This is a genomic window from Xanthomonas sp. F4 (assembly GCF_011761895.1).
Map to the genome: position 1 here is coordinate 62,939 of NZ_JAASQX010000001.1, position 25,261 is coordinate 88,199.

At 70.9% G+C, this 25,261-nt stretch carries 19 protein-coding genes; 12 read left to right on the forward strand and 7 right to left on the reverse strand.

Annotated features, from left to right (window positions below; genetic code table 11):
- Positions 1 to 50 precede the first annotated feature (50 nt).
- The 7 genes from asnB to FHR66_RS00320 are packed head-to-tail and all read left to right on the forward strand — an operon-like array spanning position 51 to position 8,626.
- Positions 51 to 1,892 carry an asparagine synthase (glutamine-hydrolyzing) gene (gene asnB, locus FHR66_RS00290; protein WP_160968202.1) on the forward strand — a complete coding sequence of 614 codons (1,842 nt, stop codon included), beginning with the start codon at positions 51 to 53 and terminating at the stop codon, positions 1,890 to 1,892.
- Positions 1,885 to 2,898 carry a class I SAM-dependent methyltransferase gene (locus tag FHR66_RS00295; RefSeq protein WP_202394827.1) on the forward strand — a complete coding sequence of 338 codons (1,014 nt, stop codon included), beginning with the start codon at positions 1,885 to 1,887 and terminating at the stop codon, positions 2,896 to 2,898. The genes asnB and FHR66_RS00295 overlap by 8 nt, the downstream gene beginning before the upstream one ends.
- The gene (locus FHR66_RS00300; RefSeq protein ID WP_160968201.1) at positions 2,885 to 4,150 is read left to right on the forward strand and encodes a hypothetical protein; all 1,266 of its coding nucleotides are present in this window, start codon (positions 2,885 to 2,887) and stop codon (positions 4,148 to 4,150) included. Before FHR66_RS00295 ends, FHR66_RS00300 begins: the two co-directional genes overlap by 14 nt.
- Positions 4,147 to 5,472 carry an O-antigen ligase family protein gene (locus tag FHR66_RS00305; RefSeq protein ID WP_317843914.1) on the forward strand — a complete coding sequence of 442 codons (1,326 nt, stop codon included), beginning with the start codon at positions 4,147 to 4,149 and terminating at the stop codon, positions 5,470 to 5,472. Before FHR66_RS00300 ends, FHR66_RS00305 begins: the two co-directional genes overlap by 4 nt.
- A 3-nt stretch (positions 5,473 to 5,475) precedes the next feature.
- Positions 5,476 to 6,552 carry a glycosyltransferase gene (locus FHR66_RS00310; RefSeq protein WP_160968200.1) on the forward strand — a complete coding sequence of 359 codons (1,077 nt, stop codon included), beginning with the start codon at positions 5,476 to 5,478 and terminating at the stop codon, positions 6,550 to 6,552.
- On the forward strand, positions 6,549 to 7,331 hold the full coding sequence (locus tag FHR66_RS00315; RefSeq protein WP_237475369.1) for a WecB/TagA/CpsF family glycosyltransferase: 783 nt from the start codon (positions 6,549 to 6,551) through the stop codon (positions 7,329 to 7,331). Before FHR66_RS00310 ends, FHR66_RS00315 begins: the two co-directional genes overlap by 4 nt.
- Complete coding sequence (locus FHR66_RS00320; protein WP_160968199.1) at positions 7,328 to 8,626, forward strand: O-antigen ligase family protein; 1,299 nt, start codon at positions 7,328 to 7,330, stop codon at positions 8,624 to 8,626. Before FHR66_RS00315 ends, FHR66_RS00320 begins: the two co-directional genes overlap by 4 nt.
- Here FHR66_RS00320 and wecB read toward each other — a convergent pair.
- The 4 genes from wecB to FHR66_RS00340 form a co-directional block, all read right to left on the reverse strand.
- Positions 8,611 to 9,741, reverse strand: a complete 1,131-nt coding sequence (gene wecB, locus FHR66_RS00325; protein WP_160968198.1) for a non-hydrolyzing UDP-N-acetylglucosamine 2-epimerase — start codon at positions 9,739 to 9,741, stop codon at positions 8,611 to 8,613. The genes FHR66_RS00320 and wecB overlap by 16 nt on opposite strands.
- 27 nt (positions 9,742 to 9,768) lie before the next feature.
- Positions 9,769 to 11,175: an undecaprenyl-phosphate glucose phosphotransferase gene (locus FHR66_RS00330; RefSeq protein ID WP_160968197.1), complete on the reverse strand. Its 1,407-nt coding sequence runs from the start codon at positions 11,173 to 11,175 to the stop codon at positions 9,769 to 9,771.
- Between the two features lie 64 nt (positions 11,176 to 11,239).
- A complete protein-coding gene (locus FHR66_RS00335; RefSeq protein WP_167087264.1) occupies positions 11,240 to 12,382 on the reverse strand; it encodes a glycosyltransferase in 1,143 nt (380 codons plus the stop codon).
- Positions 12,383 to 12,401: 19 nt separating this feature from the next.
- Positions 12,402 to 13,544 carry a glycosyltransferase family 4 protein gene (locus FHR66_RS00340; protein ID WP_160968195.1) on the reverse strand — a complete coding sequence of 381 codons (1,143 nt, stop codon included), beginning with the start codon at positions 13,542 to 13,544 and terminating at the stop codon, positions 12,402 to 12,404.
- Positions 13,545 to 14,039: 495 nt separating this feature from the next.
- On the opposite strand from FHR66_RS00340, the gene FHR66_RS00345 reads away from it, so the two are divergent.
- Genes FHR66_RS00345 through FHR66_RS00355 form a run of 3 tightly spaced genes read left to right on the forward strand, consistent with a single transcriptional unit; the run spans position 14,040 to position 16,533 of the window.
- A complete protein-coding gene (locus FHR66_RS00345) occupies positions 14,040 to 15,332 on the forward strand; it encodes a sensor histidine kinase (protein ID WP_160968194.1) in 1,293 nt (430 codons plus the stop codon).
- On the forward strand, positions 15,325 to 16,092 hold the full coding sequence (locus tag FHR66_RS00350) for a LytR/AlgR family response regulator transcription factor (protein ID WP_160968192.1): 768 nt from the start codon (positions 15,325 to 15,327) through the stop codon (positions 16,090 to 16,092). Before FHR66_RS00345 ends, FHR66_RS00350 begins: the two co-directional genes overlap by 8 nt.
- 45 nt (positions 16,093 to 16,137) lie before the next feature.
- Complete coding sequence (locus FHR66_RS00355; RefSeq protein WP_160968190.1) at positions 16,138 to 16,533, forward strand: hypothetical protein; 396 nt, start codon at positions 16,138 to 16,140, stop codon at positions 16,531 to 16,533.
- A 439-nt stretch (positions 16,534 to 16,972) separates the two neighbouring features.
- Here the strand turns inward: FHR66_RS00355 and FHR66_RS00360 are convergent, their stop codons facing one another.
- On the reverse strand, positions 16,973 to 19,090 hold the full coding sequence (locus FHR66_RS00360; RefSeq protein WP_160968188.1) for a TonB-dependent receptor: 2,118 nt from the start codon (positions 19,088 to 19,090) through the stop codon (positions 16,973 to 16,975).
- Between the two features lie 349 nt (positions 19,091 to 19,439).
- Positions 19,440 to 20,057, reverse strand: a complete 618-nt coding sequence (locus FHR66_RS00365) for a hypothetical protein (RefSeq protein ID WP_160968186.1) — start codon at positions 20,055 to 20,057, stop codon at positions 19,440 to 19,442.
- 174 nt (positions 20,058 to 20,231) lie between these two features.
- Between FHR66_RS00365 and FHR66_RS00370 the strand changes: the two genes are divergently transcribed.
- Together FHR66_RS00370 and FHR66_RS00375 are read left to right on the forward strand one after the other, a co-directional pair.
- A complete protein-coding gene (locus tag FHR66_RS00370; protein WP_160968184.1) occupies positions 20,232 to 21,158 on the forward strand; it encodes an oxygenase MpaB family protein in 927 nt (308 codons plus the stop codon).
- 102 nt (positions 21,159 to 21,260) lie between these two features.
- The gene (locus tag FHR66_RS00375; RefSeq protein ID WP_167087266.1) at positions 21,261 to 24,236 is read left to right on the forward strand and encodes a bifunctional diguanylate cyclase/phosphodiesterase; all 2,976 of its coding nucleotides are present in this window, start codon (positions 21,261 to 21,263) and stop codon (positions 24,234 to 24,236) included.
- Here the strand turns inward: FHR66_RS00375 and FHR66_RS00380 are convergent.
- Positions 24,226 to 25,239: a Rieske 2Fe-2S domain-containing protein gene (locus tag FHR66_RS00380; RefSeq protein ID WP_160968182.1), complete on the reverse strand. Its 1,014-nt coding sequence runs from the start codon at positions 25,237 to 25,239 to the stop codon at positions 24,226 to 24,228. The genes FHR66_RS00375 and FHR66_RS00380 overlap by 11 nt on opposite strands.
- Positions 25,240 to 25,261: the final 22 nt, after the last annotated feature.

Genomic DNA, 25,261 nt, shown 5'->3' on the forward strand with positions numbered 1-25,261 from the left:
TCGAGGTTCGCTGTCGTGTCGCGTCGCAGCGTAGAGGCAAGGAGGCGCGCATGTGCGGCATAGTCGCGTTGCGCAATTTCGGCGACGGCGCAGCGCTGCAGGCGCAGGCCGAACGTGCGTTGGCCGCCTTGGCCCGGCGCGGTCCGGATGCGCAGGGGCTGCTGTGTGAGCAGCAGCCGGTGCCGACCGCGCTGGGCCACCGCCGCCTGGCCATCCTCGACCTGAGCGAGGCGGCGACGCAGCCGATGCGCTGCGCCGAGACCGGCAACGCGGTGGTGTTCAACGGCGAGATCTACAACTTCCTGGAACTGCGCCGCGAGCTGGAAGCGCTCGGCCATCGCTTCCGTACCGACAGCGATACCGAGGTCCTGCTGCATGGCTGGCGCGCCTGGGGCGAAGACCTGTTCGCGCGCTGCAACGGCATGTGGGCGATCGTGTTGCTGGAGCAGGCCAGCGGCGATCTGATCTATTGTCGCGACCGGCTCGGGGTGAAGCCGCTGTACCTGCATCACGACGGCCGGCAACTGCTGCTGGCCAGCGAGATCCGCGCCATCGCCGCGGCGCTGGGCGGCTATCCGCCGCCCAATCCCGGTGCGATCTTCGATTTCCTCGTCGCCGGCCTGTCCGACCATCGCGGCGAGACGTTCTATGCCGGCATCCGTGCGGTGCCGCCCGGCTGGGTGTACCGCGTCTCGGCGGACGGCCACAGCCGCCGCCACCGCTACCATCGCTGGCCGCTCCCGGGCGAGGTGGCGCCGCTCGACGACGAGGCGACGCGCGCGCTGCTGGAAGACGCCACGCGGCTGCGCCTGCGCTCGGACGTGCCGACGGTGACGCTGCTGTCGGGTGGGCTGGACAGCGCGATTCTGACCCGGCTCAGCCTGAGCGCGACGCATGCGCCGCGCACCTGCTTCGCCGGCGCCTACACCTACGGCTACCGCGACGCCGAGCAGGCGCGCTTCGACGAGGTCGCGGCCGCGTCGGGGTTGATGGCCGAATGGGGCGAGGCGGCGCGCCACCGCGTGCACCGCGCGCATGCGATTCCGGCCGAAGACGAGTTGCTGGAGCTGGTGCGCGCGCAGGAAGAGCCGTTCTGCACGCCGTCGATCCTGGCCAGTTTCCGTATGTACCGGGCGGTCCGCGACGCCGGCTACACGGTCGTGCTCAACGGCGAGGGCGCCGACGAGCTGTTCGGCGGCTACGTCCGCCTGTACCTGGCGTTGAGCGCGCGCAGCGCGCTGCACGCTCTGCGCCTGCCGACGTTGGTGCGCCTGCTCGGCAGCGGCGCGGTGGATCCGAGGTTGTTGCTCAACCGCCTGGCCTGGGATCTGCCGGCCGGTCCGCTCGGGGCGTTGCTGCGGCGGCAGCGGCCGAGCGTGGCCAGCATGTCGGCGGCGCTGTGGCACGACCAGGCGTCACGTCTGGCCGTGTTGCAGGCCGATCGCCGCGGCGACGTGCAGGCGCGCCTGCGCGCCGACGTGCTGACGACCAACCTGCCGATGATCCTGCGCATGACCGATCGCAACAGCATGCACTCCGGGGTGGAGGTGCGCGCGCCATTCCTGGATTACCGGGTGGTGGAACGCGCGCTGGCCACGCCGGCGCAGCGGCGGATGGGCGACTACCATGGCAAGGCGCTGCTGCGGCAGGCGTTCGCCGGCATCTTGCCGCAGCGCCTGGTCGGCCAGCGCAAGAGCACCGGCTTCGGCCATGCCGAGCAGTTCCTGGTCGATCGCATGCCGCTGCAGCCGATCCTGGCGACATTGCCGCCGGAGCTGGGCGAATTTCTCGACCTGGCGGCGTTGCGCAGCCAGTGGCAGCATGGCGAGGCGCACAGCACGCTGTGGTTCGCCGTCTCCGTGGCGCTGTGGTACCGGAGCATCTATGGCTAGGCGAGGGCGTGCGCCGATGGAACTGGCGGCCGACGCGGGCGTGTGCCGCTGTTGCGGCGCCACCACGCTGCAACGCGCGGTGTGGCCCGAGGTCTATGCCGACACCGGCCAGGAATTGCGCCGGTGCGGGCAGTGCGCGCTGGCCTATCTGGCGCCGGACTTCACCGAGGACACCCTGGCGCGTTTCTATGCGCACGACTACCGGCGGCTGTTCCCGGCCGAATCGCCCTGGCGCAGCGAAGCGCGCTTCTTCGCCTGGCGTGGCGACCGGCCGATCGCGCAGCGACGGCTGCAGTGGATCGCGCCGCAACTGGCGAACGGTGCCCGGCTGCTGGAAATGGGCTCGGGTTTCGGTGCCTTCCTCGGCGTCGCTGCGGCAGCGCGTCCGGACCTGGCGCTGTGGGCGATCGAACCCGATCTGGAACATCGTGCGCGGCTGCTCGGCGACGCGCGCGTGGCGTTCGTGCCGGATCTGCAGGCGGTGGCGGACGCCAGCGTCGACGCAGTGGTGGCGTTCCACGTGCTGGAGCATCTGCCCGATCCGCGCGGTTTCCTGCACACGCTGACGCGGATCCTGGCGCCAGGCGGACATGCCTGGATCGAAGTGCCGGACGTGATGGGCGATTGGCGCTCGCGCAATTACGTGCATCCGGCGCATCTGAGCTATTTCTCTGGCCCCGTGCTGCAGCGCTTGGCGCTGAGCGCCGGGCTGGAGGTGGTGCAGTGCGGGGCGCATCCGGCCGGCGGCGTGCTGGCCGACAATCTGTGGGTGCAACTACGGCGGCCGCCGCATCCCTGCGCCACGCCACTGGCCGGCGCCAGCGCCGAGGAAGTGCGCCTGCTCGATGCACGGCTGGACAGCGTGGGCTGGGGCCTGCGCGATCGTCTGCGGCGCGCACTCAAGCGCGTGATCGTGCGTGCGTTCGGCCCCGGCCTGCCCGGCGAAGTGCAACGCTGGCGCGGATGCCGGCACGTGCGGGAGGCGACGCGCGATGCGCTTCGCTGACTTCCAGCAGGCGCTGCATGCGCACTATGGCGAGGAGGCCGCGGCGGCGCGCCACGAACTCTATTTTCTCGCCAGGCGTGGGCGCGGCGCGGTGGTGCGGGCATTGCTGGCGACGGTGCGCGATGCCTGGCTGTGCTGGCGCCTGCCACGCGCGCCGGCACCGTTGGCCGCCTGGGTGGCGCTGGTCACGCTGCCCGGCGCCAACGGCTGGGCTGCGCTGGCGCCGTGCGTGGCCGACCTGGCGCAGCGCGGCATCGCCTGCAGCGTGCTGATCCATCCGCGCCTGCGCAGGCGCGTCGCCGGCGACCCGCCCGCTCGCCCGGCAGCGGCCGCCTGGCGCCACGCCGCCGGTGCCTGGCGATTGCGGCAGACCGCCGCAGGCGCGCCACCGTTGTCGCCCTGGCTGGTGCGCTGCTGCGTGTTCCGGCAGCGCCTGTGGCGTGGCGCCTGGGCGCGGACTCTAGTCGCGCGTGGCGAGGCGACACTGCTGCTGCACAACGACTTCGACCTGTATGCGGTCGCCGCGCAACAGGCCGCAGGCACCGGCTGGCGCAGCGTGTGCGTGCAGCATGGTCTGCCCACCGACGAGTTCTTCCCCGTGCGCGCGCAGCGGCACCTGCTGTGGGGGCCGAGCAGCGCACAGGTGTTCGCGCAGCATGGGGTGGCGCCGCAGGCACTCGGCTATGGCCCAGCGCTGCTGCCGACCGCTGCAGCGGCCGAGCGTGCCGACGACGCGCCGTTGCCCGCGGCGCTGTGCCTGGTATCGCAGACGCACACGCCGATCTATGGCCGCCCGCTCGCGGCGGACTTCCTGGCCCTGGCGCAGGCCCTGGCACAGTACGACGGCCCCGCGTTGCAGATCCTGCTGCATCCGGAGGAGGTGCGCGGCGGCCATCCATATGCCGCCGCCGCGCTGGCGACCCGTTGCCGGCGCCCACCGCATGCGCTGCTGGACGCTGCCGCGGCGCCGGCGATCGTGGTCGGTTTCTGCTCCACTGCCTTGCTGCAGGCCGCCTGCCGTGGCCATTACGTGATCGGCCTGGCCTGGCCGGCGACGCAGTCGCTGGATGCGCTGGCGGTCGGGCGTCCGCCGACGCAGGTGGATGATGCTTCCGCGCTTTGCGCGTTGATCGGCCAACTGTGTGCGGACCCGTCGGCACGCCGGTGCCTGCTCGCGCGGCAGGCGCAGTGGCTGCGCCAGACCTTCGCCAGCGACCCGCACTGGCCGCAGCGCCTGGGAGCGATGGCGTGAGCCGGCTGAGGCGGCTGGGGCTGGTGCTGCTGATCCTGTGGATCCATCTCGGCGATCTGCTGGTGGCCTGGCTGTACGCCGGCGGCGCGTTGCCGCAGGCGACCTGGCTGCGGCCACTGCGCGATGCCACGGTCCTGGGGCTGGCCGCGCTGTGCCTGCTGACCGCGCGCATGCCGCGGCCGATGCTGCTGTCGGTGCTGGTGTTCGGCGCGTTGGCGGCCGCGTACGCGCCGCTCGGCTATGCGCATGGGCTGCCGGCCGGCATCGTCGTGGGATCGTTCGGCGTGGTGATGGTCCCGCTGCTGTTCGTGCTGGCCGGTTACGGCGGCATGCCGCAGCCGCGCGATCTGCGCGCCGCCACGCGCACCCTGGTCTGGCTGGGCCTGGCCAGCGCGCTGTTCGGCGTGTGGGATCTGACCCATACCGACTTCTGGGTGAGGCAGGTGCGCTTGCCGGACTACCTGCAACAGGTCAAGGGTGTGATGCCGCAGGACACCGACCCGGAGACCGGGTTGCCGTGGAATTTCGTCGGCGGCGAAGACTACGCGCGCCGCGCCGGGGGACTGCTCGCCGCACCGTTGGCGCAGGGCCAGTTCCTGGTGACCGCGGCGCTGGCGGCGTTGGCGCTGTGGCAGCGGCGCTGGCCGTGGCGGGCACTGCTGGCCTGTGCCGGGCTGTTCGCGGGGATCTGGATGTCCGGTACCCGTGGCGCGATGCTGGCCGGCATCGTCGCCGTGCTCGGCTATCTGCTGACCGGGCGCGGCCTGGTGCGCTCGGCGTCGGCGCGGATCGTGCTGGCCGGCGCGGTTGGGTTGGCGATCGTGGTGGCCTCCTACGGCATCGTGGTGATGTCGGTGAACTTTCGCGACGGGTCCACCATCGGCCACTGGTGGGCGCTGCAGCGCAATCTGGCCGACCTGCATCAGGTCGCGTTGTTCGGCGGCGGAATCGGACGCCAGGGCGCCCTCGCCGCGCGGCAGGGGCTGACCGATCTCGGCGGCGGTGAAGGCGCGATCTTCAGCATCGCCTATCAGATGGGCGTGCCGGCGGCACTGCTGTTCCTCGGCTTCCTCGGCTGGTGCCTGCGGACCCTGTGGCGCACCTACCGCCAGGACGACGATCGCCTGGCCCTGGCCAGCTTCTGGCTGCTGTGCGGCATGATGACCACGCTGGTGTCCTCGGACAACGCCTTGACCGTGTCCGGTGCGGGCGGCTTCTGGCTATTGCTCGGCGGCGTGTTGCGGCAGTGCCGGAGGCGGGCACGTCCAGTCCAGACGCACACCCCCGCGCTGCCGCCGTCGGACGCTGCGGCGGAGGCCTGAGTCGTGCGCATCCTGCACGTGTACAAGGATTTTGCGCCGCTGCGCGGCGGCGGCGGCGTGGCCCGGCACATCCATGGCCTGGCGGTGCTGGCGGCGCAGGCCGGACACAAGGTGCGGGTGGCGGCGCCGGCGGCGGAAGATCCTGGCCGGCCCGACTACGCCACGGTCCGCGTCGCCGCGGCCGGGTTGTGGCCGCAGATCGGCTGGGCCGATGTCGTGCACGTGCACGGCGCACGCACGCCGATCGCGGCGCTGGCAGCGCTGCTGGCGCGCTGCCGCGGCAAGCGCGTGGTGTACACGCCGCACTGCTACTACGACGATGCGCCCAGCCTGGGCAAGCGCCTGCGCAAGCGCGTCTGGGATGCGCTGGTGGAACGTCCGCTGCTGCGCCGCGCCGATCGCGTGGTGCTGCTGTCGGCCTACTGGCGCGACTACCTGCAGGCACGGCGGATGCCGGTCACGCACGCGCTGCTGCTGCCCAATGCGGTCCTGGCCGCCGAACTGCCGGCGGCTCCGTTCGAGGCCGCCACGCTGGCAGGCGCGCCGGCCTTGCTCTCGGTCGGCCGCCTGGATGCGGTGAAACGCCTGCACGATGCGATCGCGCTGCTGGCGCAGCCGGGAATGGACGCGGCGGTGCTGCATCTGGTCGGGCGTGGACCCGATCGCGCCCGGTTGGAGGCCTGCGCGCATGCACACGGCGTGGCCGCGCGCGTGCGCTTCCATGGGTTCGTCGCCGACACCGAGGTCGCGGCGATGGCGGCGCGCGCCGATGCATTCGTGCTGCCGTCGGCGGTGGAAGGCATGCCGACGGTGTTGATCGAAATGCTGTTGCTCGGTTGTCCGGTGCTGGCCAGCGACATCCCCGGCAATCGCGCGATCCTGCAGCCGCTGGGTTTGCAGGACGCGCTGTATCCGCTGGGCGATGTTCCGGCGCTGGCGTCGCGGGTGGCGGCACTGCGCCGGCAACGCGTCGCGCCGGAGGTGGTGGCCTCGGTGCGTGCCGGCTTCACTTGGGAAGGCATTCGGTCGCAGGTACTGCCGCTGTACGATGCATTGATCCCCGAGGAGTCTGTCCCTTGAACCCCAGTCCGCCGCGTCTGCGTTTCTTCGATTGCCCGCTGGATCTGCTTGCGCCTGCCGAGCTGCTGCAACGGGCGCAGACCGCCGCCTCCGGCGGCGCGCCGCTGCGGATCGAGGGCCTGAACGTGGCCAAGCTGATCGATGCGCGCGCGCAGGCGCCGCTGCGCGAGGCGCTGGAGGAGGCCGAACTGGTGCATATCGACGGCAGCGGCATCAGCATCGGCCTGCGCTGGATGGGCGTGGAGCCGCCGCCGCGGCGCGCCGGTATCGATCTGATGCAGGACCTGTGCGCGCAGGCCGCGCAGTCCGGCGACGGCGTGTATCTGCTCGGCGCGCGGCCGGCGGTGGTGGCGGCCGCGGCCGAGCGACTGCGTGCGGCCGCGCCAGGGCTGCAAATCGTCGGCGCCCGCGACGGCTACTTCGGCGAGGCCGAGGTGGCGCAGGTGGTCGCCGCGATTCGCGCCTCCGGCGCACGCTACCTGTTCATCGGCATCAGCTCGCCGAAGAAGGAACTGTTCCTGCAGCGGCACTGGTCCGACCTGGGCGTGGCGGTGGCGATGGGCGTGGGCGGATCCTTCGATGTGCTGTCCGGCATGCTGCCGCGCGCGCCGCTGTTGATGCAGCGGTTCGGCATGGAGTGGCTGTTCCGGCTGGCGTTGGAGCCGCGTCGCCTGGGCTGGCGTTACGTCCGCACCAACTTCCTGTATCTGCTCCTGCTGCTGCGTGCGCGCCTGAGCCGGAGTTATCGCGCACGCGCGGCGATCCGCGAACCGGCATGAGCGCATCGGCGACGGGCGCGTCCGCTATTGGCGCGCGCGCGCGCGCGCCGCAGCCGCTGGCGGTCGCGGCATGCCTGGGCGTGTATCTGCTGTTCTGCCTGCAGCAGGTGGTGCTGACCGGACGTTACTTCGGCGTGGGGCTGTCGCTGGGCTCGATGGCGATTCGCGCCTTCGTGCTGGGCGTGGCGGTCTGGGCGCTGTGGCGGCATGGCGTGCCGTCGATCCTGCGCGCGCCGTTGCTGGCGATCCTGGCGTGCCTGGCGGCACTGGCTGCGTCGGTGCTGGCATCGGGACATCCGGAGTTGGCGTTCAAGTTCGCCGTGCGCTACGCCACCGCCTTGCTGGCGCTGTGGGCCATGCTCAATCTCGCGCTCGCCTGCCCGCGCTGGCCGCGTGCGGCGACGCTGGCGGCATTGATTGCGCTGTGGTGGAACCTGGCCCTGGGGCTGGCGGTGCGCCTGCACTGGCCGCCTGCACTGCGCCTGTCGTTGGCCTTCCACGCCGAGGACAGTTTCAAGTACCTGCCGCGGATCTCCGGCATGTACGAACATCCGGCGCTGCTGGCGGCGAGCGCGGTGGTGGTGGCCACGCTGGTCCTGCAGTTGTGGCGTAGCGGCGCGTTGGGACGCGTCGCGCTGGTCATGGCGCTGCTGGGTGCCGTGCTGGCGCTGGCGCTGACCCAGGTGCGCAATCCGCTGTTGCCGGTCGGTGCGCTGCTGCTGTGGTGGGCGTGGCCGCGGCGCGGCGCGTCGCGCGTGCGTCGCAACGCGGCCGTCGCGGCGCTGCTGGGGTTGTCGGGGCTGGCCGGCTTCGTGCTGTGGCAGCGCTATGCGGACATGACCAGTGCGGTGCACGAAAGCACGCTCACCGCGGTGTCGCTGGGGCGGACCTATCTGTGGGCCGGCGCGTTCGAGGCCTGGCGCAGCCACCCGTGGTTCGGGCTGGGTGCCGGGGTCTTCCAGTTCCTGGTGCCGGACTACACCGGTGGACGCTTCGATCGCGGCGAACTGCATGCGCACAACCTGCTGCTGGCGGTGCTGTCGGAAACCGGGCTGTGCGGGCTGCTGGCGTGCCTGGGCTTGCTGGCGGCCTTGTGGTCGCCCCTGCTGCGGCAGATGCGAATGCGCGCCTGGGCGCTGCTGTGGGGCGTGTTGCTGCTCGGCCTGGGTGTGTTCGACTTCTACCTGCAGTTCTATGCGTTCTCGCTGCATGCGGCGCTGGCGGTGGCGACGCAGTACGCCCTCATGTGCGCTTCCACGCGATCGCCCGAATCGGGCCGTCAGCGCGCGGCCTGACGCAGCGGCGCGCGTGCCGAGAAGCGTTGCCCGGCCTGGGTGCTGGTCAACAGGGTGTCGAGCACGTCGCGATAGGCATGGCCGTCGCCGAACGGGTTGCGCCATGCCACCTCGCGCGCCAGCAGCGCGTCGGCGGCCACGCGCAGACCGGGCGCGTCCAGGCTCAACGGCAGTTCCGCCCCGCCGACCTGCAGGGTTTCCGGCCGTTCGGTGTTGGTGCGCAGCACCAGGCACTTGCGCTGCAGGATGCAGGCCTCCTCCTGGATGCCGCCGCTGTCGGTCATGATCAGCGATGCGCCCTGTTGCAGCGCCAGCATGTCCAGATAGCCGACCGGCCCGATCGCGCGCAGGCAGCGATGCCGCGCCGAGGCGGCATCGCCCATGCTCGACAGGCGCGGATGCATCGGGAACACCAGCGGCACGCCGGCGTCCTCGGAGATCGCCGCCACCGCCTGCATCAGCGCGGCGAAATGCTGCGGATCGTCGGTGTTGGAGCGCCGGTGGCAGGTCAGCAGGTGGTAGGCGCCCTCACGCAGTCCCAACCGCTGCAGGATGTCCGACCGCCGTAGCGCGGTGCGCGCGTGCGCCAGCGTCGCATCCGCCACCGTGTTGCCGGTGACCCGGATGCTCGCCGGCGCCAGGCCTTCCTCGCGCAGGATCTGCGCCTGCAGCGGGGTCGGGCAGAACAGGTGATCGGACATATGGTCGATCAGGACCCGGTTCACTTCCTCCGGCATGCTGCGGTCGCGGCTGCGCAGGCCCGCCTCCACGTGCGCCACCGCGATGCCGAGCTTGTTGGCGGCCATGGCGCCGGCCAGCGCGCTGTTGGTATCGCCCTGCACCACCACCACGTCCGGGCGGATACGTTCCAGTACCGGTTCGATGCCGCACAGCATGCGGCCGATCTGGGTGGCGTGCGACGCCGAGCCGATCCCGAGGTTGTAGTGGGCGCGCGGCAGTTCCAGTTCGTCGAAGAAGATGCGGTCCATCTTTTCGGCGTAGTGCTGGTTGGTATGCACGATCGAGAAGCGCAGGCCGTCGCGCTCGCTGGCCGCGATCAGCGAGGCCAGCTTGATGATCTCCGGGCGGGTGCCGAGAACGTAGCTGATATGCATCGGATTCGGACTCCCCCGGTCCTGCGGTCAATAAGCGTCGCGGTCGAACAGCACGATCACGCCGGTCTGCGCGATGATGCTCAGGTCCAGCCACAGCGACCAGTGCTGGATGTAGTACAGGTCGTAGTCGATGCGCTTGCGCATCTTCTCCACCGTGTCGGTCTCGCCGCGCAGCCCGTTCACCTGCGCCCAGCCGGTGATGCCGGGCTTGACCCGGTGGCGTTGCAGGTAGTTCGGCACCAGGTCCTGGTACTGCGCGTTGTGCGCCAGTGCATGCGGACGCGGTCCGACGATGGACATGCGCCCCTGCAGCACATTGAAGAACTGCGGCAGCTCGTCCAGGCTGGTGCGGCGCATGAAGGCGCCGAACCGGGTCACCCGCGGATCGCCGCGCTGGGTCTGCGGCGCGGCAGCGTCGGCGTCGTGCAGACGCATGCTGCGGAACTTCCACAATTCGAATGGTTGACCGTCCCAGCCGTGCCGCGTCTGCCGGAACAGCACCGGCCCCGGCCCGGACAACTTGACGCCCAGCGCCAGCGCCAGCAGCAGCGGGCTGCTCAGCAGCAGGATCAGCGCGGCCAGCAGTTTGTCGGTGGCGTCCTTGAGCCATTGCGCGGTGCGCGACAGCGGCCGCACCGACAGCTCCAGCAGCGGCATTCCCGCCACCTCGGCGATGCCGTGGTGGATCATGCCGAAGGCGAAAATGTCCGGGATCCAGCGCACGTCCACGCTGCTGGCGTCGAGGCGGCGCATGCTCTCGCGGATCAGCGCTTCCTCGCGCATGGGCCAGGTCAGCCACACTTCGGCAATGCCCTGCAGATCCAGCCATTGCGGCAGTGCCGCAAGGTCGCCGTTGCGGATCATCGCCGGTGAAGGCACCCATTGCAGTCCGGACCATGGCCCCTGGCTGATCCGCGCGCCGACCTGTTCGACCCGCTCCGGCGGACCCAGCACCGCGATTCGACGTGTGCCGATGCCATGTCGGTGCAGCCAGCGCAGCAGACGATCCGCGGCCAGGCGCACCCCGATCAGGCTGCACGCGCCGATCACCGCCCAGTACAGAAACCACAAGCGCGAGAAACTGGGGCCGGTCTTGCTCAGGAAACTCAGCGACGCGAGCACGCCCAGCACCACGCCCCAGCCGAGCAGCAACCGGCCCAGCATCATCGTCGGCAGCGCCAGGCGCCAGCTGCGGTACAGCGCCAATTGCGAGAACACCAGCAGCGTCAGCGTGGCGCCAGCCAGCAGCGCATACGGATAACGTGGCGCCTCGGGCAGGTTCGCCTGGCCCACGCGCACGGCATACGCCAGCAGGCCGCTACCGATCACCACCGCCGCATCGGCCACCTTCAGCAGCGTCGCCGCCAGCGCCATCGCATCGCCGACCATGCCCGCTGCCGCCGTCCGCGGCAGTGGCCTGCCCAGCAGTCTCATGCGCGTTCGCTCCGCGCGCTGCGCGATTGCCTTGCCTTGTTTCCGTGCGTCCCCAAGCTGCTCCTCATCCCCATTCCCTGTCTTCTGCCCCGCGCGCCCCGCAGACACTGCGGTAAAGTGCCAGATAGGCGTCGGTCATGCCGTCGGCGGTGAACAACCGCCGGTATCGCGCTTCCGCGTGCCCCCCGAAGGCCGCGGCGATGTGTGGATGGTCCCATAGATAGCGCATCGCGTCGCGCAAGGCCACCGGATCGGCCGGCGGCACCACCAGACCGGTTTCGCCATCGATGTTGACGAAGCTGGTGCCGGTGCCGATCTCGCAGGAAATCATCGGCTTGGCGTGCATCGCCGCTTCCAGCAGGGAAAGGCCGAAGGCTTCGGAACGCAGATGCGACGGGAACACCAGCGCGTCGCAGGCGGCGAGCAGGGCGTGCTTGTCGGCCTCGTCCACCGTGCCGAGGAACTGCACGTGGGGCAGGCCCAGCGCCTGCGCCTGCGCGCGCAAGGCGGACACTTCCGGGCCATCGCCGACGATCGCGATCGGGATCTGCAGCCCGTGTGCGGCCTCCAGCAGAAAGCGCACGCCTTTGTAGTAGCGCAGCACCCCGACGAACAGCAGGAAGCGCGGACCCAGGCGAGTGCGCCAGGCCTGCATCCGCTGCGTCGATGCTGCGTGTTGCGGCGCGGCATCCAGACCGATGGGAATGACGCTGACCTTGGCGCGGTGTTCCGCCAGGACCGCGCTGCTGGCCAGGTAGTTCGGCGAAGTGGCGACGATGCGGTCGACGCTGCGCAGGAAGCGCCGCTGCAGCGGTCGGTACAGGCGCAACAGCTGCCGTTGCCGCACGATGTCCGAATGGTAGGTGAGCACCGAGGGGGTGCCCGCCGAGGCGGCGAAGTGCAGCGCGTCCATGAACGGCCACGGGAAGTGGTAATGGATCAGGTCGGCGCGGCGCGCCAGTTGCGCGTAGCGCCGCACCAGGCCGACCGAGACCGGCATCGAAGCGAACTCGGCGATGCGGCGCAGCCGATGCAGCGTGTAGCCGGCATGGAGGCGGGTGCCGGCCTGCGCGGCATCGCTGCACAACGCCAGCACCTCGCTGTCCACGCCGCGCGCTTGCGCCTGCTGCGCCAGCGTATGCACCACCCGCTCGATCCCGCCGATGGAGTCGGGCAGGGCGGTCTTGTAGACATGGAGGACGCGCATCAGCCCGGGGCTCCGTGATTCATGCGCGCATCGCGTCGCGGTAGGCGTCGACAGTGCGCTCGGCGCACGTACGCCAGTCGAACTCGGCAGCACGACGGCGCCCGGCCGCGCTCAGCGTCGCGCGCCAGGCCGCATCGTCCAGGCCGCGCGCGAGCAAGCCGACCAGACCGTCCGCATCGCCGGGATCGAACAGTGCGGCCGCGTCGCCGGCGACCTCGGGCAGCGCCGCCGCATTGGAACACAGCACCGGTGTGCCGCTGCCCATCGCCTCCAGCACCGGCAGGCCGAATCCCTCGTAGAGCGACGGGAACACGAACAGTCGCGCACCGGCGACCAGCGCCGGCAGGCTGGCCTCCTCCACGTAACCCAGGTAGCGCAGCCAGCCGTCGCGTTGCGCCTGCGCCATGCGCTGGTGCAGCGCCTCGCTGTGCCAGCCCGGATGGCCGGCCACCACCAGCGGCCAGCGCGTGCGCAGCGCCGCCGGCAGCGCGGCATAGGCCTGCAGCAGCGTCTGCAGATTCTTGCGCGGCTCGATCGTCCCCAGGAACAGCGAATAGCCATCGGCCTGCAGGCCCAGCGCCTGCAGCGGCGCCTGCAACTCCTCCGTGCGGTGCGGGCGGAAGGCCGCATTGCCGGCCAGCGGAATGGCGCGGATGCGCGCCAGCGGCCAGTCGAACTGCGCGGCGATCTCGCGCCGCGAGAATTCCGAGACAGTCAGGATCAATTGCGCGCGGCGCAGCGACAGCGCGAGTTCCTTGCGCATGTAGCGTACCCGGTCGGCACGATGGCACTCTGCCCAGCGATAGATCGAGACGTCGTGGAAGGTGGCCACGCAGGGGCCGTCGAACGCCGGCAGGTAGTAGTTGCAGCCATGGAACAGGGCCGGCGCCTGTCCGCGCAGCGCGCGCGCTTTGGCTGTATTGTTTATCCGCCGGTAGATGTCGACGGCCGGCTGGATGCCCGACAGTCGGTCGCGCAGCCACGGCACGAGCGTCGGTGCCGGGCCCGGCGCTGGCAGGTCGTTACGTAGGCGCCGGCCGTGCAGGAAGCGCAGCGATTCGATCTGCGGCAAGGCCGCCAACTGCGTGGCCAGTTCCTGCGTGTAGCGGCCCACGCCGGTCAGCGGATACCGGATCGACTCGGTCGCCAGAATTACGTGCATCGGAACCACGAGCGCGCGCCATACACAGCGGGGCTGGCGCCGCAGTGCCGATCCTGCGTGCGCGCGGCGGCCGGGCCGGGCGCGACTGCCGCCTGCGCTCCGCGTTGGGCGAGCGTCGTCATGGCGCGGCGTGGGACGTGCTGCTGGCGCATCCTGGTTTCCCCTGGTCGGACATAGAGTCTAGAACGAAGCTGCGCCGCCAGGCGGTGAGCGATCCTGGCAGGCGGCGCGCGCCGGTCTGGCCGACCATACGAGCCGCTGCCGCTCAGGAGGCCTGTGCGTCGCGCGGGCGATGGTCGCTTCGAGTCCCGACGCCGTCCATCGCGGATCGCCATCCCGGCAGTGCGCGGGCAGCGGCTGCAGCGCCGGGCGGGCAGCGGTTGGCACGCCGAATTCCTGTCTCCGCTCCACGTTCGTGCGGTTTCGTCGCAGCGCGCTGGCGCCGCCGGCTGCGGCGGCTATGCTCGCTGGCACCTCTTCCGGTCCCCGGCCGCCATGCTCGCCAGCCTGTTCTTCATCGTCCGTCTGTTGTGCGCCTGGGCCGTGGCGGTGGTCGTCGCCGGCTTCGTCTGGAGCGGACTGTTCTACGCCATGTCCAGACCGCCGGGCTGGTTCTTCGGCCTGTTGGCGATGCTGCTGATGCTGTCGGCGCTGATTGCCGGCATTACCCACCTGCGCCGGGTCTGGCTGATCGCCGGGCGCCTGGACTGGGAGACCCTGGCCAGCCGCCAGCGACGCCAGATCGAGATTCCGCTGGACACCCGCGAAGCGTTCGCGCTGCTGGATGCGGCGGTGCGCGAGCTGCCGCGGGTGGAGGAGGTCGAAAGCACGCTGGACAGCCTGCAGGTGCGCGCCAAGGTGCGCCGCATCGATCCGTACAACGGCCGACGGCCGTCGCGCTGGAACCTGGTCGCGCGTTTCGCGGTCAAGCGCAACCAGGTGCTGGCGACGGTGACCCCGGGCACCGGCACCAGCAGCCTGACCTTGCTGCTGGAGCCCGATGCCAGCGCCTGGATCGACCTGTTCGCGGTCGACGAAGGCAGCAACTACGAGAACGCCGAGGCCTTGGGCCGCGCGCTGACGCGGCGCGTGGCCGAGCTGCGCCGCGACGAGCAGGCTGCCGCCGCGCAGGCCGCCACCGCGCAGGAGCTGACCGTGGCGCGGCTGAATCTGCTGCACGCGCAGGTCGAGCCGCATTTCCTCTACAACACCCTGGCCAGTGCGCAGGTGCTGGCGCGCACCGACCCGCCGCGCGCCGACCTGATGCTGGGCTATCTCATCCAATATCTGCGACGCTCGCTGCCCAGCGCCGAGGACGCGATGAGTTCGCTCGGCGACGAGCTGGAGCGGACCCAGGCCTATCTGGAGATCCTGCGCATCCGCATGGGTGCACGCCTGCAACTGCAGGTACAGGTGCCGGAGACGATGAAGACGCTGCCGCTGCCGTCGATGATGTTGCAGACGCTGGTGGAGAACGCGATCAAGCATGGCCTGGAACCCAAGCCCGGCGGCGGCACCATCTGGATCATGGCGCGCGTGGTCGACGACCACGTCACCCTGACCGTGGCCGACGACGGCCTGGGCTTCAACACCCAGTCCAGCGGCACCGGCATCGGCCTGAAGAATCTGCGTGAGCGGTTGCGCCTGACCTACGCCGGCACGGCGAGCTTCGCCATCGTCTCCAACTTCCCCAGCGGCGTGGCCGCCACCATCACCCTGCCGTGGCCGGTTGGGGCGCCGCCACCGCCATTGCCGGTGCCGATGGCCATGGGAGCGCAGCATGACTGACGCGATCGTCGCCGAGGACGAAACCCTGCTGCGCGACGCACTGGTCGCGCTGCTGGGCGAGGTGTGGCCGCAGCTGCGCATCGTCGCCGAGTGCGAGGACGGCGCCAGCGCGCTGGAGCGGCTGGCGGAGCTGCGCCCGCAGGTGGCGTTCCTGGACATCCGCATGCCCGGGCTGAGCGGCATCGAGGTGGCGCGCGCGCTGGGGGAACTGAGTCCACACACGCAGGTGGTGTTCGTCACCGCCTACGACCAGTACGCCATCGATGCGTTCGAACACGGCGCGGTGGACTACCTGCTCAAGCCGATCGTGCGCGAACGCCTGCAGGCCACGGTGCAGCGGCTGCAGGCGCGGGCGGCGCAGGGACCGGATCCGGCGGTGCTCGATGCGCTGTTGCAGCGCCTGCAGCAGCGCCCAGTCGCCCCATCGGCGCCGCCGCCGCTGGCCTGGGTCACCGCCAGCAGCGGCCGCGAAACGCGGCTGATCCTGCTCGACGACGTGTTGTATTTCCAGGCCGACAGCAAGTACACCACGGTGCTCACCCGCGATGGCGAGGCGGTGCTGCGCACCTCCCTGCGCGAGTTGCTGGACGTGCTCGATCCGGCCGCGTTCCGACAGATCCACCGCTCCACCATCGTCAACCTCAAGGCGGTGGCCTCGGTGGTGCGCGACGACACCGGCAAGGGCCGGCTGAAGCTGCGTCACCGCGACGAGGTCCTGACCGTCAGCCAGCCGTACATGAGCCTGTTCCGCGGCATGTAGCCGCGGCATCACCTTCCGCTTCGCACTGGAACAAGGAATCTCCGCATGCGCCTGCTCTCCTTGCTGTGGTCGTGCCTGCTCGGCCTGTTCGGCTGCCACGGACATGCCGATCTCGACCTGTCCGTCGGCGCCAGCCGCGAGACGGTGGTGCAGGCCAGCGAACGCGGCGTGCCGCTGCTGTTCAGTCGGACCACCTACCGCGGCGGCCTGGCCACGTTCCGCTGCATCGACAGCCACAGCGGACGCTGCCACTACCAGGTCTACGCCGCCTGCACGGCATCGCAGGCGGCGCATGGTAGCGACGGCGCTGCCTGCAGTCCGCGCGTGCTGCAGGCCTTCGATCTGACGGTCGGCCAGCGCCGCGAGATCGCCGGGCTGCAGCGCGATTTCCGGCAGTGCGTGGTGTCGGATGCCTCCGCATCTGCGTGCGGGCGCGATTGAGGGGCGATGGCGTGTGGCTGGCCGACATGATCTGCCGCGGCATCTGGCGATGTCCGGATGATCGCGGCTGTTGTGGGAGGGGCTTCAGTCCCGACAGCGTGTGCAAAGCGGCTGCCGGATGACGTCATGTGTCGCGCCTGAAGGGCGCCTCTGACAACGACGCGAGCCCTCCTGTAGGAGCGGCTTTAGCCGCGACGGGCTTTCCCGGGAAAGCCCGTCGCGGCTAAAGCCGCTCCTACGAAGGTGACACGACATGTTCGCTTGAGTCGCGACAAAGTGCGTTATTGGAGGTGCCCTGCAGTCGCTCCCACAGGAGGCTGCTCCGTCCCTTTCGGCAGGACGGCATGGCGGCGCGGGGATGATGCGTCGACGGCGCGGTCATGCGCCGCAGGTCGCGCTTGCGACCACGCATGCGCGGCGGGGAAGCGACGCCGCCCGCTCAGTAATCCACGCCCACCGAGAACAGCAGCGTGCGCGGGTCGCCCAGGGCCACGGCGCGCTGCAGGCCGCCGGTGTAGTAGTCGCGGTCGAAGGCGTTCTTCAGGTTCAATGCGTAACGCCAATGGCCCTGGCGGTAGCCCAGGCCGGCGTCGAATACCAGGTAGCCGGGGATGCGGTGGCCGTAGGCGGTCTTCTCGCCTTCGGCACGCGCGCCGCCGCTGACGCTCCAGCCGTCGGCCGCGCCGTGGGCGCTGTACTGCAGCCACAGCGAACCGCTGTGCCGCGGCACGTTGTTCAGACGATCGCCCACGCTGCTGACGCGTTGGCCGCCATCGTCGGTGACCACCGCATCGGTGTAGGCGTAACCGCCGAACAGGCTCAGCCCGTTGCCCAGGTCGGCGGCGGCGTTGAGTTCCAGGCCGCGGCTGCGCTGTTCTCCCACGGCGATGCTGTAGCCGTCGTTGAACGGATCGGCCTGCAGCACGTTGCGCCGGCGCAGGTCGTACAGCGCCATGCTCAGGCTGGTGCCGCTGCCCACCTCCATCTTGACGCCCAGTTCCACCTGGCGGCCGCGCTCGGGGTCGAACTGCGCGCCCTGCGCGTCGGTACCGACGTTGGGATAGAACGAGGTGGCGACGCTGGCATACGGGCGCAGGCCGCCGCCGGCGTCGAACATCAGTGCTGCCGAGCCGGTGGTCGCGCTGGCGTCGTTGCGCACGTCGCTGCCGGCCAGGTGGTCCTCGCTGCGGTTGCGGCTGCGGTCGTGGCGCAGGCCCAGCAGCAACTGCCAGTCGGGCGCGAACTGGATGCGGTCGCGCAGGTACAGGCCGCCGGAGGCGACCACGCTGAGATTGTCGCGGTTGGGCCGGGCCGGGCAGATCACGGCGCTGCCGTAGACCGGCGCATACACGTCGAGAGTGCCGACGCGGCAGGTCGACTGCACATTCCATTCCCAGGTCTTGAACGCGTCCAGGCCGGCGGTGACGGTGTGCTGCCAGATGCCGGTGGCGAAGCCGCCCTGCAGGTAGGTGTCCTGGACCCAGGTGCGCCCGTCGAACTGTTGCTGGGTGGCGGTGCGACGCAGGGTACGCAGGTCGGCGGCCAGGCCGTTGTTGGCGATCAGGAAGCCGTCCAGGCCGAAACTCTGCCAGCGTGCGGCGTGGTGCAGGGTCCAGCCGTTGTCGAAGCGGTGATCGAGCACGTAGCCGATCCGGCTCTGGTGGCTGTGGTACGGCCGCTGCCCGGGTTCGCCGGTGAACAGCGCGCGGTCGATCCTGCCATTGCGGTTGGGTTCGGCGCTGCCTTCCCAGGGCAGGCCCTGCTGGCGGATGTAGTCGCGTTCCTGGTAGCTGGTCAGCAGCACGAAGTCGGTGCGCGGGCCCAGGTCCAGCGACAACGACGGCGCGATCCAGCGGCTGCGGAAGTACACGTGGTCGGTCGGGTCGTCGCTGTTCATCGCCAGCGCATTGAGGCGCAAGGCCGCCTTGCCGTCGGCCGACAGCGGCTGGTTGAAATCGACGCTGCCCTGGCGCAGGCCATCGCTGCCCACGCTCAGGTCGACCCGCCGCATCGGGTCGGCGCCGGGGCGCTTGCTGATCAGGTTGACCAGGCCGCCCGGCAGCACCTGCCCATACAGCAGCGAGGCCGGGCCCTTCAGTACCTCCACCTGCTGCACGCCGAACAGTTGCTCGGCCACGCGGTTGTTGGCGGCGGTGCGCAGGCCGTCGACGAACAACGCGTCGGAGGCGGTCTGGCCGCGGATGATCAGGTCGTCCCAGCCGCGCCGGCCGTAGGTGTTGGCGACCACGCCGGAGACGTTGTGCAGCGCGTCGGACAGGCTCAGCGCCTGCTGGCTGTCCAGCAGCGCACGCGGCACCACGGTGATCGAGAACGGCGTCTGCGCCAGTGGCGCGTCGGACTTGTCGGCCTGCACCGGTCCGGTGGCGTGGAAGCCGCTCTGGGCGTCGGCGCGCACCTGCACCGTGGGCAGGGCGGTCGCCTGTGCGGCATCGGCACTGCTGTCGGCGGCCGTGGCGGTATCGGCGGTGGCGGCGTGCGCAGGCAGGGACAGCGCCATGCCCAGCAGGCAGGCGCAGGAGAGGGGGTGCAGTGGCATCGAGACCGTGGGGGCGAAAGTTCTAATCGAGAATGATTATATTTCGCGAAATGGGCGTTGGGAATGCCCATGGCCGGCGCGTGCGTTGCAGCGGCCGCGACGCGTGCACGGCGGGGAGTCGGGTGAGAGGTCGGCTGGACCGGCAGGATCCGGCCAAATGGCCAGGCATCGTGGTTGCGCTGCCAGCGTGTCCACGCTGCAGCGCCGAACTCGACGAGCACGCTGCAGGCGCGTGCGTGGATGCCGACCGATCATGCGTGCATGGCGGCCGCGCTGCGGTCGCGTGTGGCGCCAGGCCGACGACGCGCCGTCGTGCGGACGGCGCGCGTGGGTTGCGTGTGCGGCAGCTTCAGCCGGCGACGCGGAACACGCCGGGGTGGCCGCCGGGCGGCGTGCCTTCGAACTGGATCAGCGAGGCGACCAGTTCGGCATGCAGGCGGATGCGGCCCATCTCGCGCATGATCCGGATGTCCTCGTGGCGCAGCTCGCGGTTGGCCACCACCTCGCGCTTGTAGGCGAGGATCTCCGGGTACTTGCGCGCCATGTTCAGCGCGTCGGCCACGCATTCCACGGTGTCGGCATCGGCGGACAGCGGCTCGCGGCTGTTGAACGCGGTGAGCCAGCGCTCGAAGCCGGCGGTGCGGTCGAACATGTTGGCGATGAACCAGATCACGAACAGGATCGCCACCCAGGAGGTGACCACGATGACGATGCGCGAGAAGGTCAGGTGGTAGTCGTGCTGCCACAACTGCGCGGTGATCACCCCGAGCAGGATCAGCGAGATCGCCTGCCAGCCGATGATCGAGGCGACCAGCCATTGCTGCTTGGCCTTGGCCAGCAAGGCCACCTCTTCGCGGATCTGCGATTCGCTCTTGTGCTGCCAGTGCGCGACCTGTTCGGGAAACGAGCGCTGGTGCAGCGCGTTGTCCTCGAGCAGCAATCCCAAGCCTTTGAACAAAGCGAGCATGACGGGCTCCTTGCAGATGCGGTGACGGATGCGGAACGTCGACGGGCGATCTTGAGGCAGCTTCTTTCTAGCACAGCGGACGCAAAGTGCATGCTGCGGTCGCACATGCGGCGTGGCCGGTGCGCGCCATACGCCATCGCACGGCGCTCGCGCCGTCTCCGCTAGCATCGGCGTATGCCTTCGTTGTTACGCACCCTCTCCGCCCCGGCCACCACCCAGATCCGCCGCTGGGTGTTGGGCGCGTTCCCGCGCGAGCGCGATGCCATCGATTACGACCAGCCGCTCGGCGACATCGGCCTGTTCGGTCCGGACAGCGTCACCTGGCGCATCCATGCCGAATTTCCCGGCATGCTGGCCGGCGGGCTGTGCGCGCTGTTGCTGCAGACCCTGCATCCGCTGGCGTTGGCCGGGGTCTACGACCATTCCAACTTTCGCGAGGACCTGGTCGGGCGCCTGCGTCGCACCACGCAATTCGTCGCCGCCACCAGTTATGCGCCCACAGACGCGGCGCAGCGCCAGATCGCCCGGGTTCGCGCGATCCACACGCGGGTGCGTGGCCACACGCCCGACGGGCGCGCCTATGCCGCCGACGATCCGACGTTGCTGACCTGGGTGCACGTGACCGAAGCCTACGGTTTTCTGCAGGGCTACCGCCGCTACTGCCGTGCGGTACCGGCGGCGATCGCCGACCGCTACTACGACGAGGGACGGCGCGTCGCCGAGGCGCTGGGCGCGCGCGCGGTGCCGGCCAGCGAGGCCGCGGTGTTGGACTATTTCGAACGGCAGCGGCCGCAATTGCGGGTGGACGCGCGCTCGCGCGAGGTACTGGCGGTGCTGGCCGGCCTGCGCCTGCCGGTGCCGGCGCCGGGGTTGTCGCGCGAATTGTTCCTGGGCGCCGGCGCGGCGCTACTGCCGCCGTGGGCCAGCGCCATGCTGCGGCAGGCGCGGCTGCAGCGTACCGGCCCTGCGGTGCCGGCCTGGCTGCTGCAGCAAGTGGCGCCGCTGTTCCGGGTCGCGCTGCACGACGGCATTGCCGCGCGTGCCTGCCGGCGCGTCGGTTTGACCACGCAGCAACTGGCGCAGTGGCCCGTGATGGACTGAACCGTTTAGCTGCGTCGCTGAACGCAGCATCGCATCACGTACGGTCAAGATCGCCGGTGCCAGGCCGCTGTAACCAGCACCTACGCACCGTTGCAATTCTCGATGCCGCAGCACCCGCTCGCCGACAGGAAGCGCGACCGTCGCTTCCGGCACCGCCTGCGGCGCGTCACGCGCGCGCCGTCGCGGGCGATCGCGACCTGGGGCCTGGTGCTGGCGGTGGTGCTGGCGGCCGGCCTGGTGCTGGTCCTGGCGCAGGACCGCCACAATCGCCTGGCCGCGGCGCAGCGGCAGAGCCTGGCGCTGGCCACCGGCGCCGACCGCTTGCTGCAGTTGCAACTGGACAATCTCGGCCAGGCCCTGCACGGCGAAGGCCTGAGTGCGCAGGCGCTGCTGGCGGAGACGCCGCGACGCGCGCCAGAACTGATCGCCGCCTCGCTGCAGGGCCTGCTGACGCGGCACCCGGAACTGCACGACGTGTCCTTGCTGGATGCGCAGGGGCGACGCCGCTTCGGCGGTGCCGGCGATGCGCACCTGCGTGCGTGGATGCAGCGTGCGCGCTGTGGCGGCCGGGTCTGCGTGAGTCCGCCGCTGCGGCTGGCCGACGGCGAGGCGGTGGTGCGGGTGGCTGTGCCCTGGGGCACGGACGGCTGGGTCGAGGCGCAATGGCGGGTGGCCGCGCTGCAGCGCATCGTGCAGGGCACCGACAGCGGGCGCGACGGCATCGTCGCCCTGACCGACGCGCAGGGTGCGCTGCTGGGCGCCAGCCGCCCGCTCGCGGCCGGCCAGTCCCGCCTGCCGATCGCGCTGGCGCAGCCGATGCCGCACGGCGGCGCGCTGGGCGTGCGCCGCGATGTCTTCGACGGCACGCCACGGGTCCTGGCGCTGAGCGGTGGCGGCGCGTATCCGTTGCTGGCGGTGGCCGGCGTGGGGCTGCGCGAGACGCTGTCCGGCTGGTGGGGGTTCGCCGCGGTGGCGGCGCTGGTGTATGTGCTGTACCTGCTTGGCCTGGCCTATCTGCTCGGCAGCCTGCGCCGCGCCGAGCGTCGCCAGCGCCATCTGCTGCAGCGCCTGCGCCGCGGCGACGAGGACCTGCGCCTGGCCCACGGCATGGGCGGCATCGGCACCTGGCGCATCGACATCGCCGAGCGCGTGCTGCGCCTGTCCGAGCCGACCGGCGCGATGTTCGGCCTGCAGCGCATGCAGTTGCCGATCGAGGCGTTTTTGGAGCGGATCCACGACGAGGATCGCGCGCGAGTGACGCAGCTCTACGAGGACGCCGCGCAGGGACGGGCGGACTACAACACCGTCTACCGCATGCATCTGCCCGATGGGCGCCTGCGCTGGCTGGCCGCGCGCGGCGCGCTGGTGCGCACCCGCAAGGGCCTGTGCATGACCGGTGCGGTACAGGACGTCAGCGACCGGGTGGCGGCGCAGGCGCGCCTGCTCGACGCCGAGCGCCAGTTCCGGCTGGTGTTCGACCGCAATCCGCTGCCGTACTGGGTGTTCGCCGTGGACAGCCTGCGCTTCCTGGAAGTGAACCAGGCCGCGGTGCGCCAGTACGGCTACAGCCGCGCCGAATTCCTGGCGATGGATCTGCGCGATCTGCGTCCGGCCGAGGACGTCGAACGCTTGCTGCAGGACGTGCGCAAACCGCGCGAAGGCTTCGCCGCGCCGAGCGTGTGGACCCACCGGCGCAAGGACGGCAGCCTGCTGTCGGTGTGCGTCCACAGTGCCGACCTGGAGTTCGGTGGCGTGCCGGCGCGCTTGATCCTGGCCGAGGACGTCACCGAGCGCGTGGCCCACGAACGCGAGCTGGCCTACCTGGCGCGCCACGACTTCAGCACCGGCCTGCTCAAGCCGCACGCCCTGGCCGATGCCCTGCGTGCGCAACGCGGCGGCTATGCCATCGCCTACGTGCAGGTGCGCGGCCTGGCCCTGATCGGCGATACCCTGGGCCGCGCCGCCGGCGATGCCGTGCGCAGCACGGTGGCCGGGCGCATCCACGCGCTCGGCGAGCGCTTCGGCCTGAGCGCGCATCAGCCGGCGCAGGACTTCGTACTGGCGATCCTGGACCCGTCTGCGCTGCCACAGGCCTTGCAGGCGCTGCAGGAGGCGCTGTACGCGCCGGTGCAGGGCGGTGAGTTCGCCCAGCAGTTGCAGGCGCACATCGGCGTGGCGCTGTGTCCGGACGATGCCGCCGACGCTCACGAGGCGATCGGCAGCGCCGCGCAGGCCGCGCACGCGGCACAGGCCGAGGGCCGCAGCCTGGTGCGCTTCGACCCGGCCATCGCGGCGCGGACCGCCGAACGCCTGCGCCTGGCCGGACGTCTCCAGCAGGCGATCGAGCGCCAGGAATTCGAGCTGTATTTCCAGCCGATCATGCACGCCGGCAGCAGCGCCCCGCGCGAACTCGAGGCCCTGGTCCGCTGGCCGCAGGCCGACGGCAGCTTCATCGCCCCGGATGCGTTCATCCAGTTGTGCGAGGACACCGGGTTGATCCTGCCGCTGGGGCGCTGGGTGATGCGCGCGGCGGCGCGCGCGCGTCGCGACCTGGTCGACCACGGATGGCCGGACCTGCCGGTGGCGGTGAACGTGTCGGCGCTGCAGTTCTTCGATGGCGATTTGGTCGCCGACCTGGTGCAGGCCTGTGCCGAGGCCGGGCTGGCCGCCAACGGCCTGCAGTTGGAGCTGACCGAGAGCAGCCTGATGCGGCAGCCGCAGCAGGCCGGCGACGTGCTGCGGCAGCTGCGCGCGCTGGGCGTGCGCGTGGCGCTCGACGACGTCGGCACCGGTTTCTCCAGCATGGCGCATCTGCGCGACCTGCCGCTGGACACGCTGAAGATCGACCGCAGCTTCGTCGCCGAGGTGGACCGCGACCCGCGCAACGCCTCGATCTGCCAGGCGCTGCTGACCCTGGGCCATTGCCTGGGGCTGGACGTGGTCGCCGAGGGCGTGGAAACCGATGCGCAGTTGCGCTGGCTGCGCGCGCACGGCTGCGGCGGCGTGCAGGGCTATCTGCTCGGGCGTCCGGCCCCGCTGGCGGACGTGCTGCAGCGGCTCGGCGCGGTCACAGCATGATCTCCACGTCGTGACCGCGGCCCGGCGTCGGTAGAGCGTCGCCTTGCCAGTAACGGCGTAGCGGTTCGCGCACCAGGTCCAGCGCGGTGGAGGCGCCGCGCGCGCCCGGGTAGCGCTGCAGGTTGCGCGACTGCAGCGCGAGCATGCGCCGGTCCTGTTCGCCGACCCGGCGCAGCAGCGGCCACACCAGCAGGCGCACCGCCCACGCCGGCGCCCAGCGGCCTTCCACGTGCAGGCTGGCGAAGACGTCGGTGCTGCGTTCGCCGAGCGGGGTGAAGTGCAGGCTGATCCGCACGCGGCCGCCGCGCGCGTAGCGATACTCGATCTGCGCGCTGCCGGGGGCGGCGAAATGCGCGCGTTCCAGGATCCGCGGCGATTCGAACAGCCGGTACAGCCAGCCGCTCTGCGCCGCGGCGCCGCGGTAGTCCACGTGGAAGCCTTCGTCGGTATGGCGCAGTTCCGCGCGCATCGCGGTACGCGCGCCGCCACGCCGCACCAGTCCCGGATGCAGCAGGTGGGTGTGCAGCGGGTCCAGGAAGTTCTCCAGCGCATCGACCACGTGCGCGTCCCAGCGCGTGCGCCACAGGAAGCGCCGCGCCGACGGCTGCAGCGCCTGCACCAGTTGCGACGGCGCGTCCGCGCCCTCGGGATCGGGACGCAGCCAGATCAGCCCGTCGTGCTCGCGCGCGGCGAAGGCGCGTACCCGCACCGCCGGCGGCGTCTGCCCGGGCGGCAACCCAGGGATCTCGCGCAGGGCGCCGGCGCGGTCGAAGCGCCAGCCGTGATACGGGCAGGACAGGCCATCGCCGGTGGCGCAGCCGGCCGACAGCGGCGCGTGCCGGTGCGGACAACGGTCTTCCAGCGCCAGCAGGCTGCCATCGGCGCAGCGCGCGATCGCCGCGTGCCGGTCCATCACCGACACGGCCAGCGGCCGCCGTCGCAACGCCGCGGCGGGCGCGACGGCGAACCATTGCCGGTACAGGGACGGATGCCAGCCGCTCATGCCGCGCGCAGCGCCCGCAGTG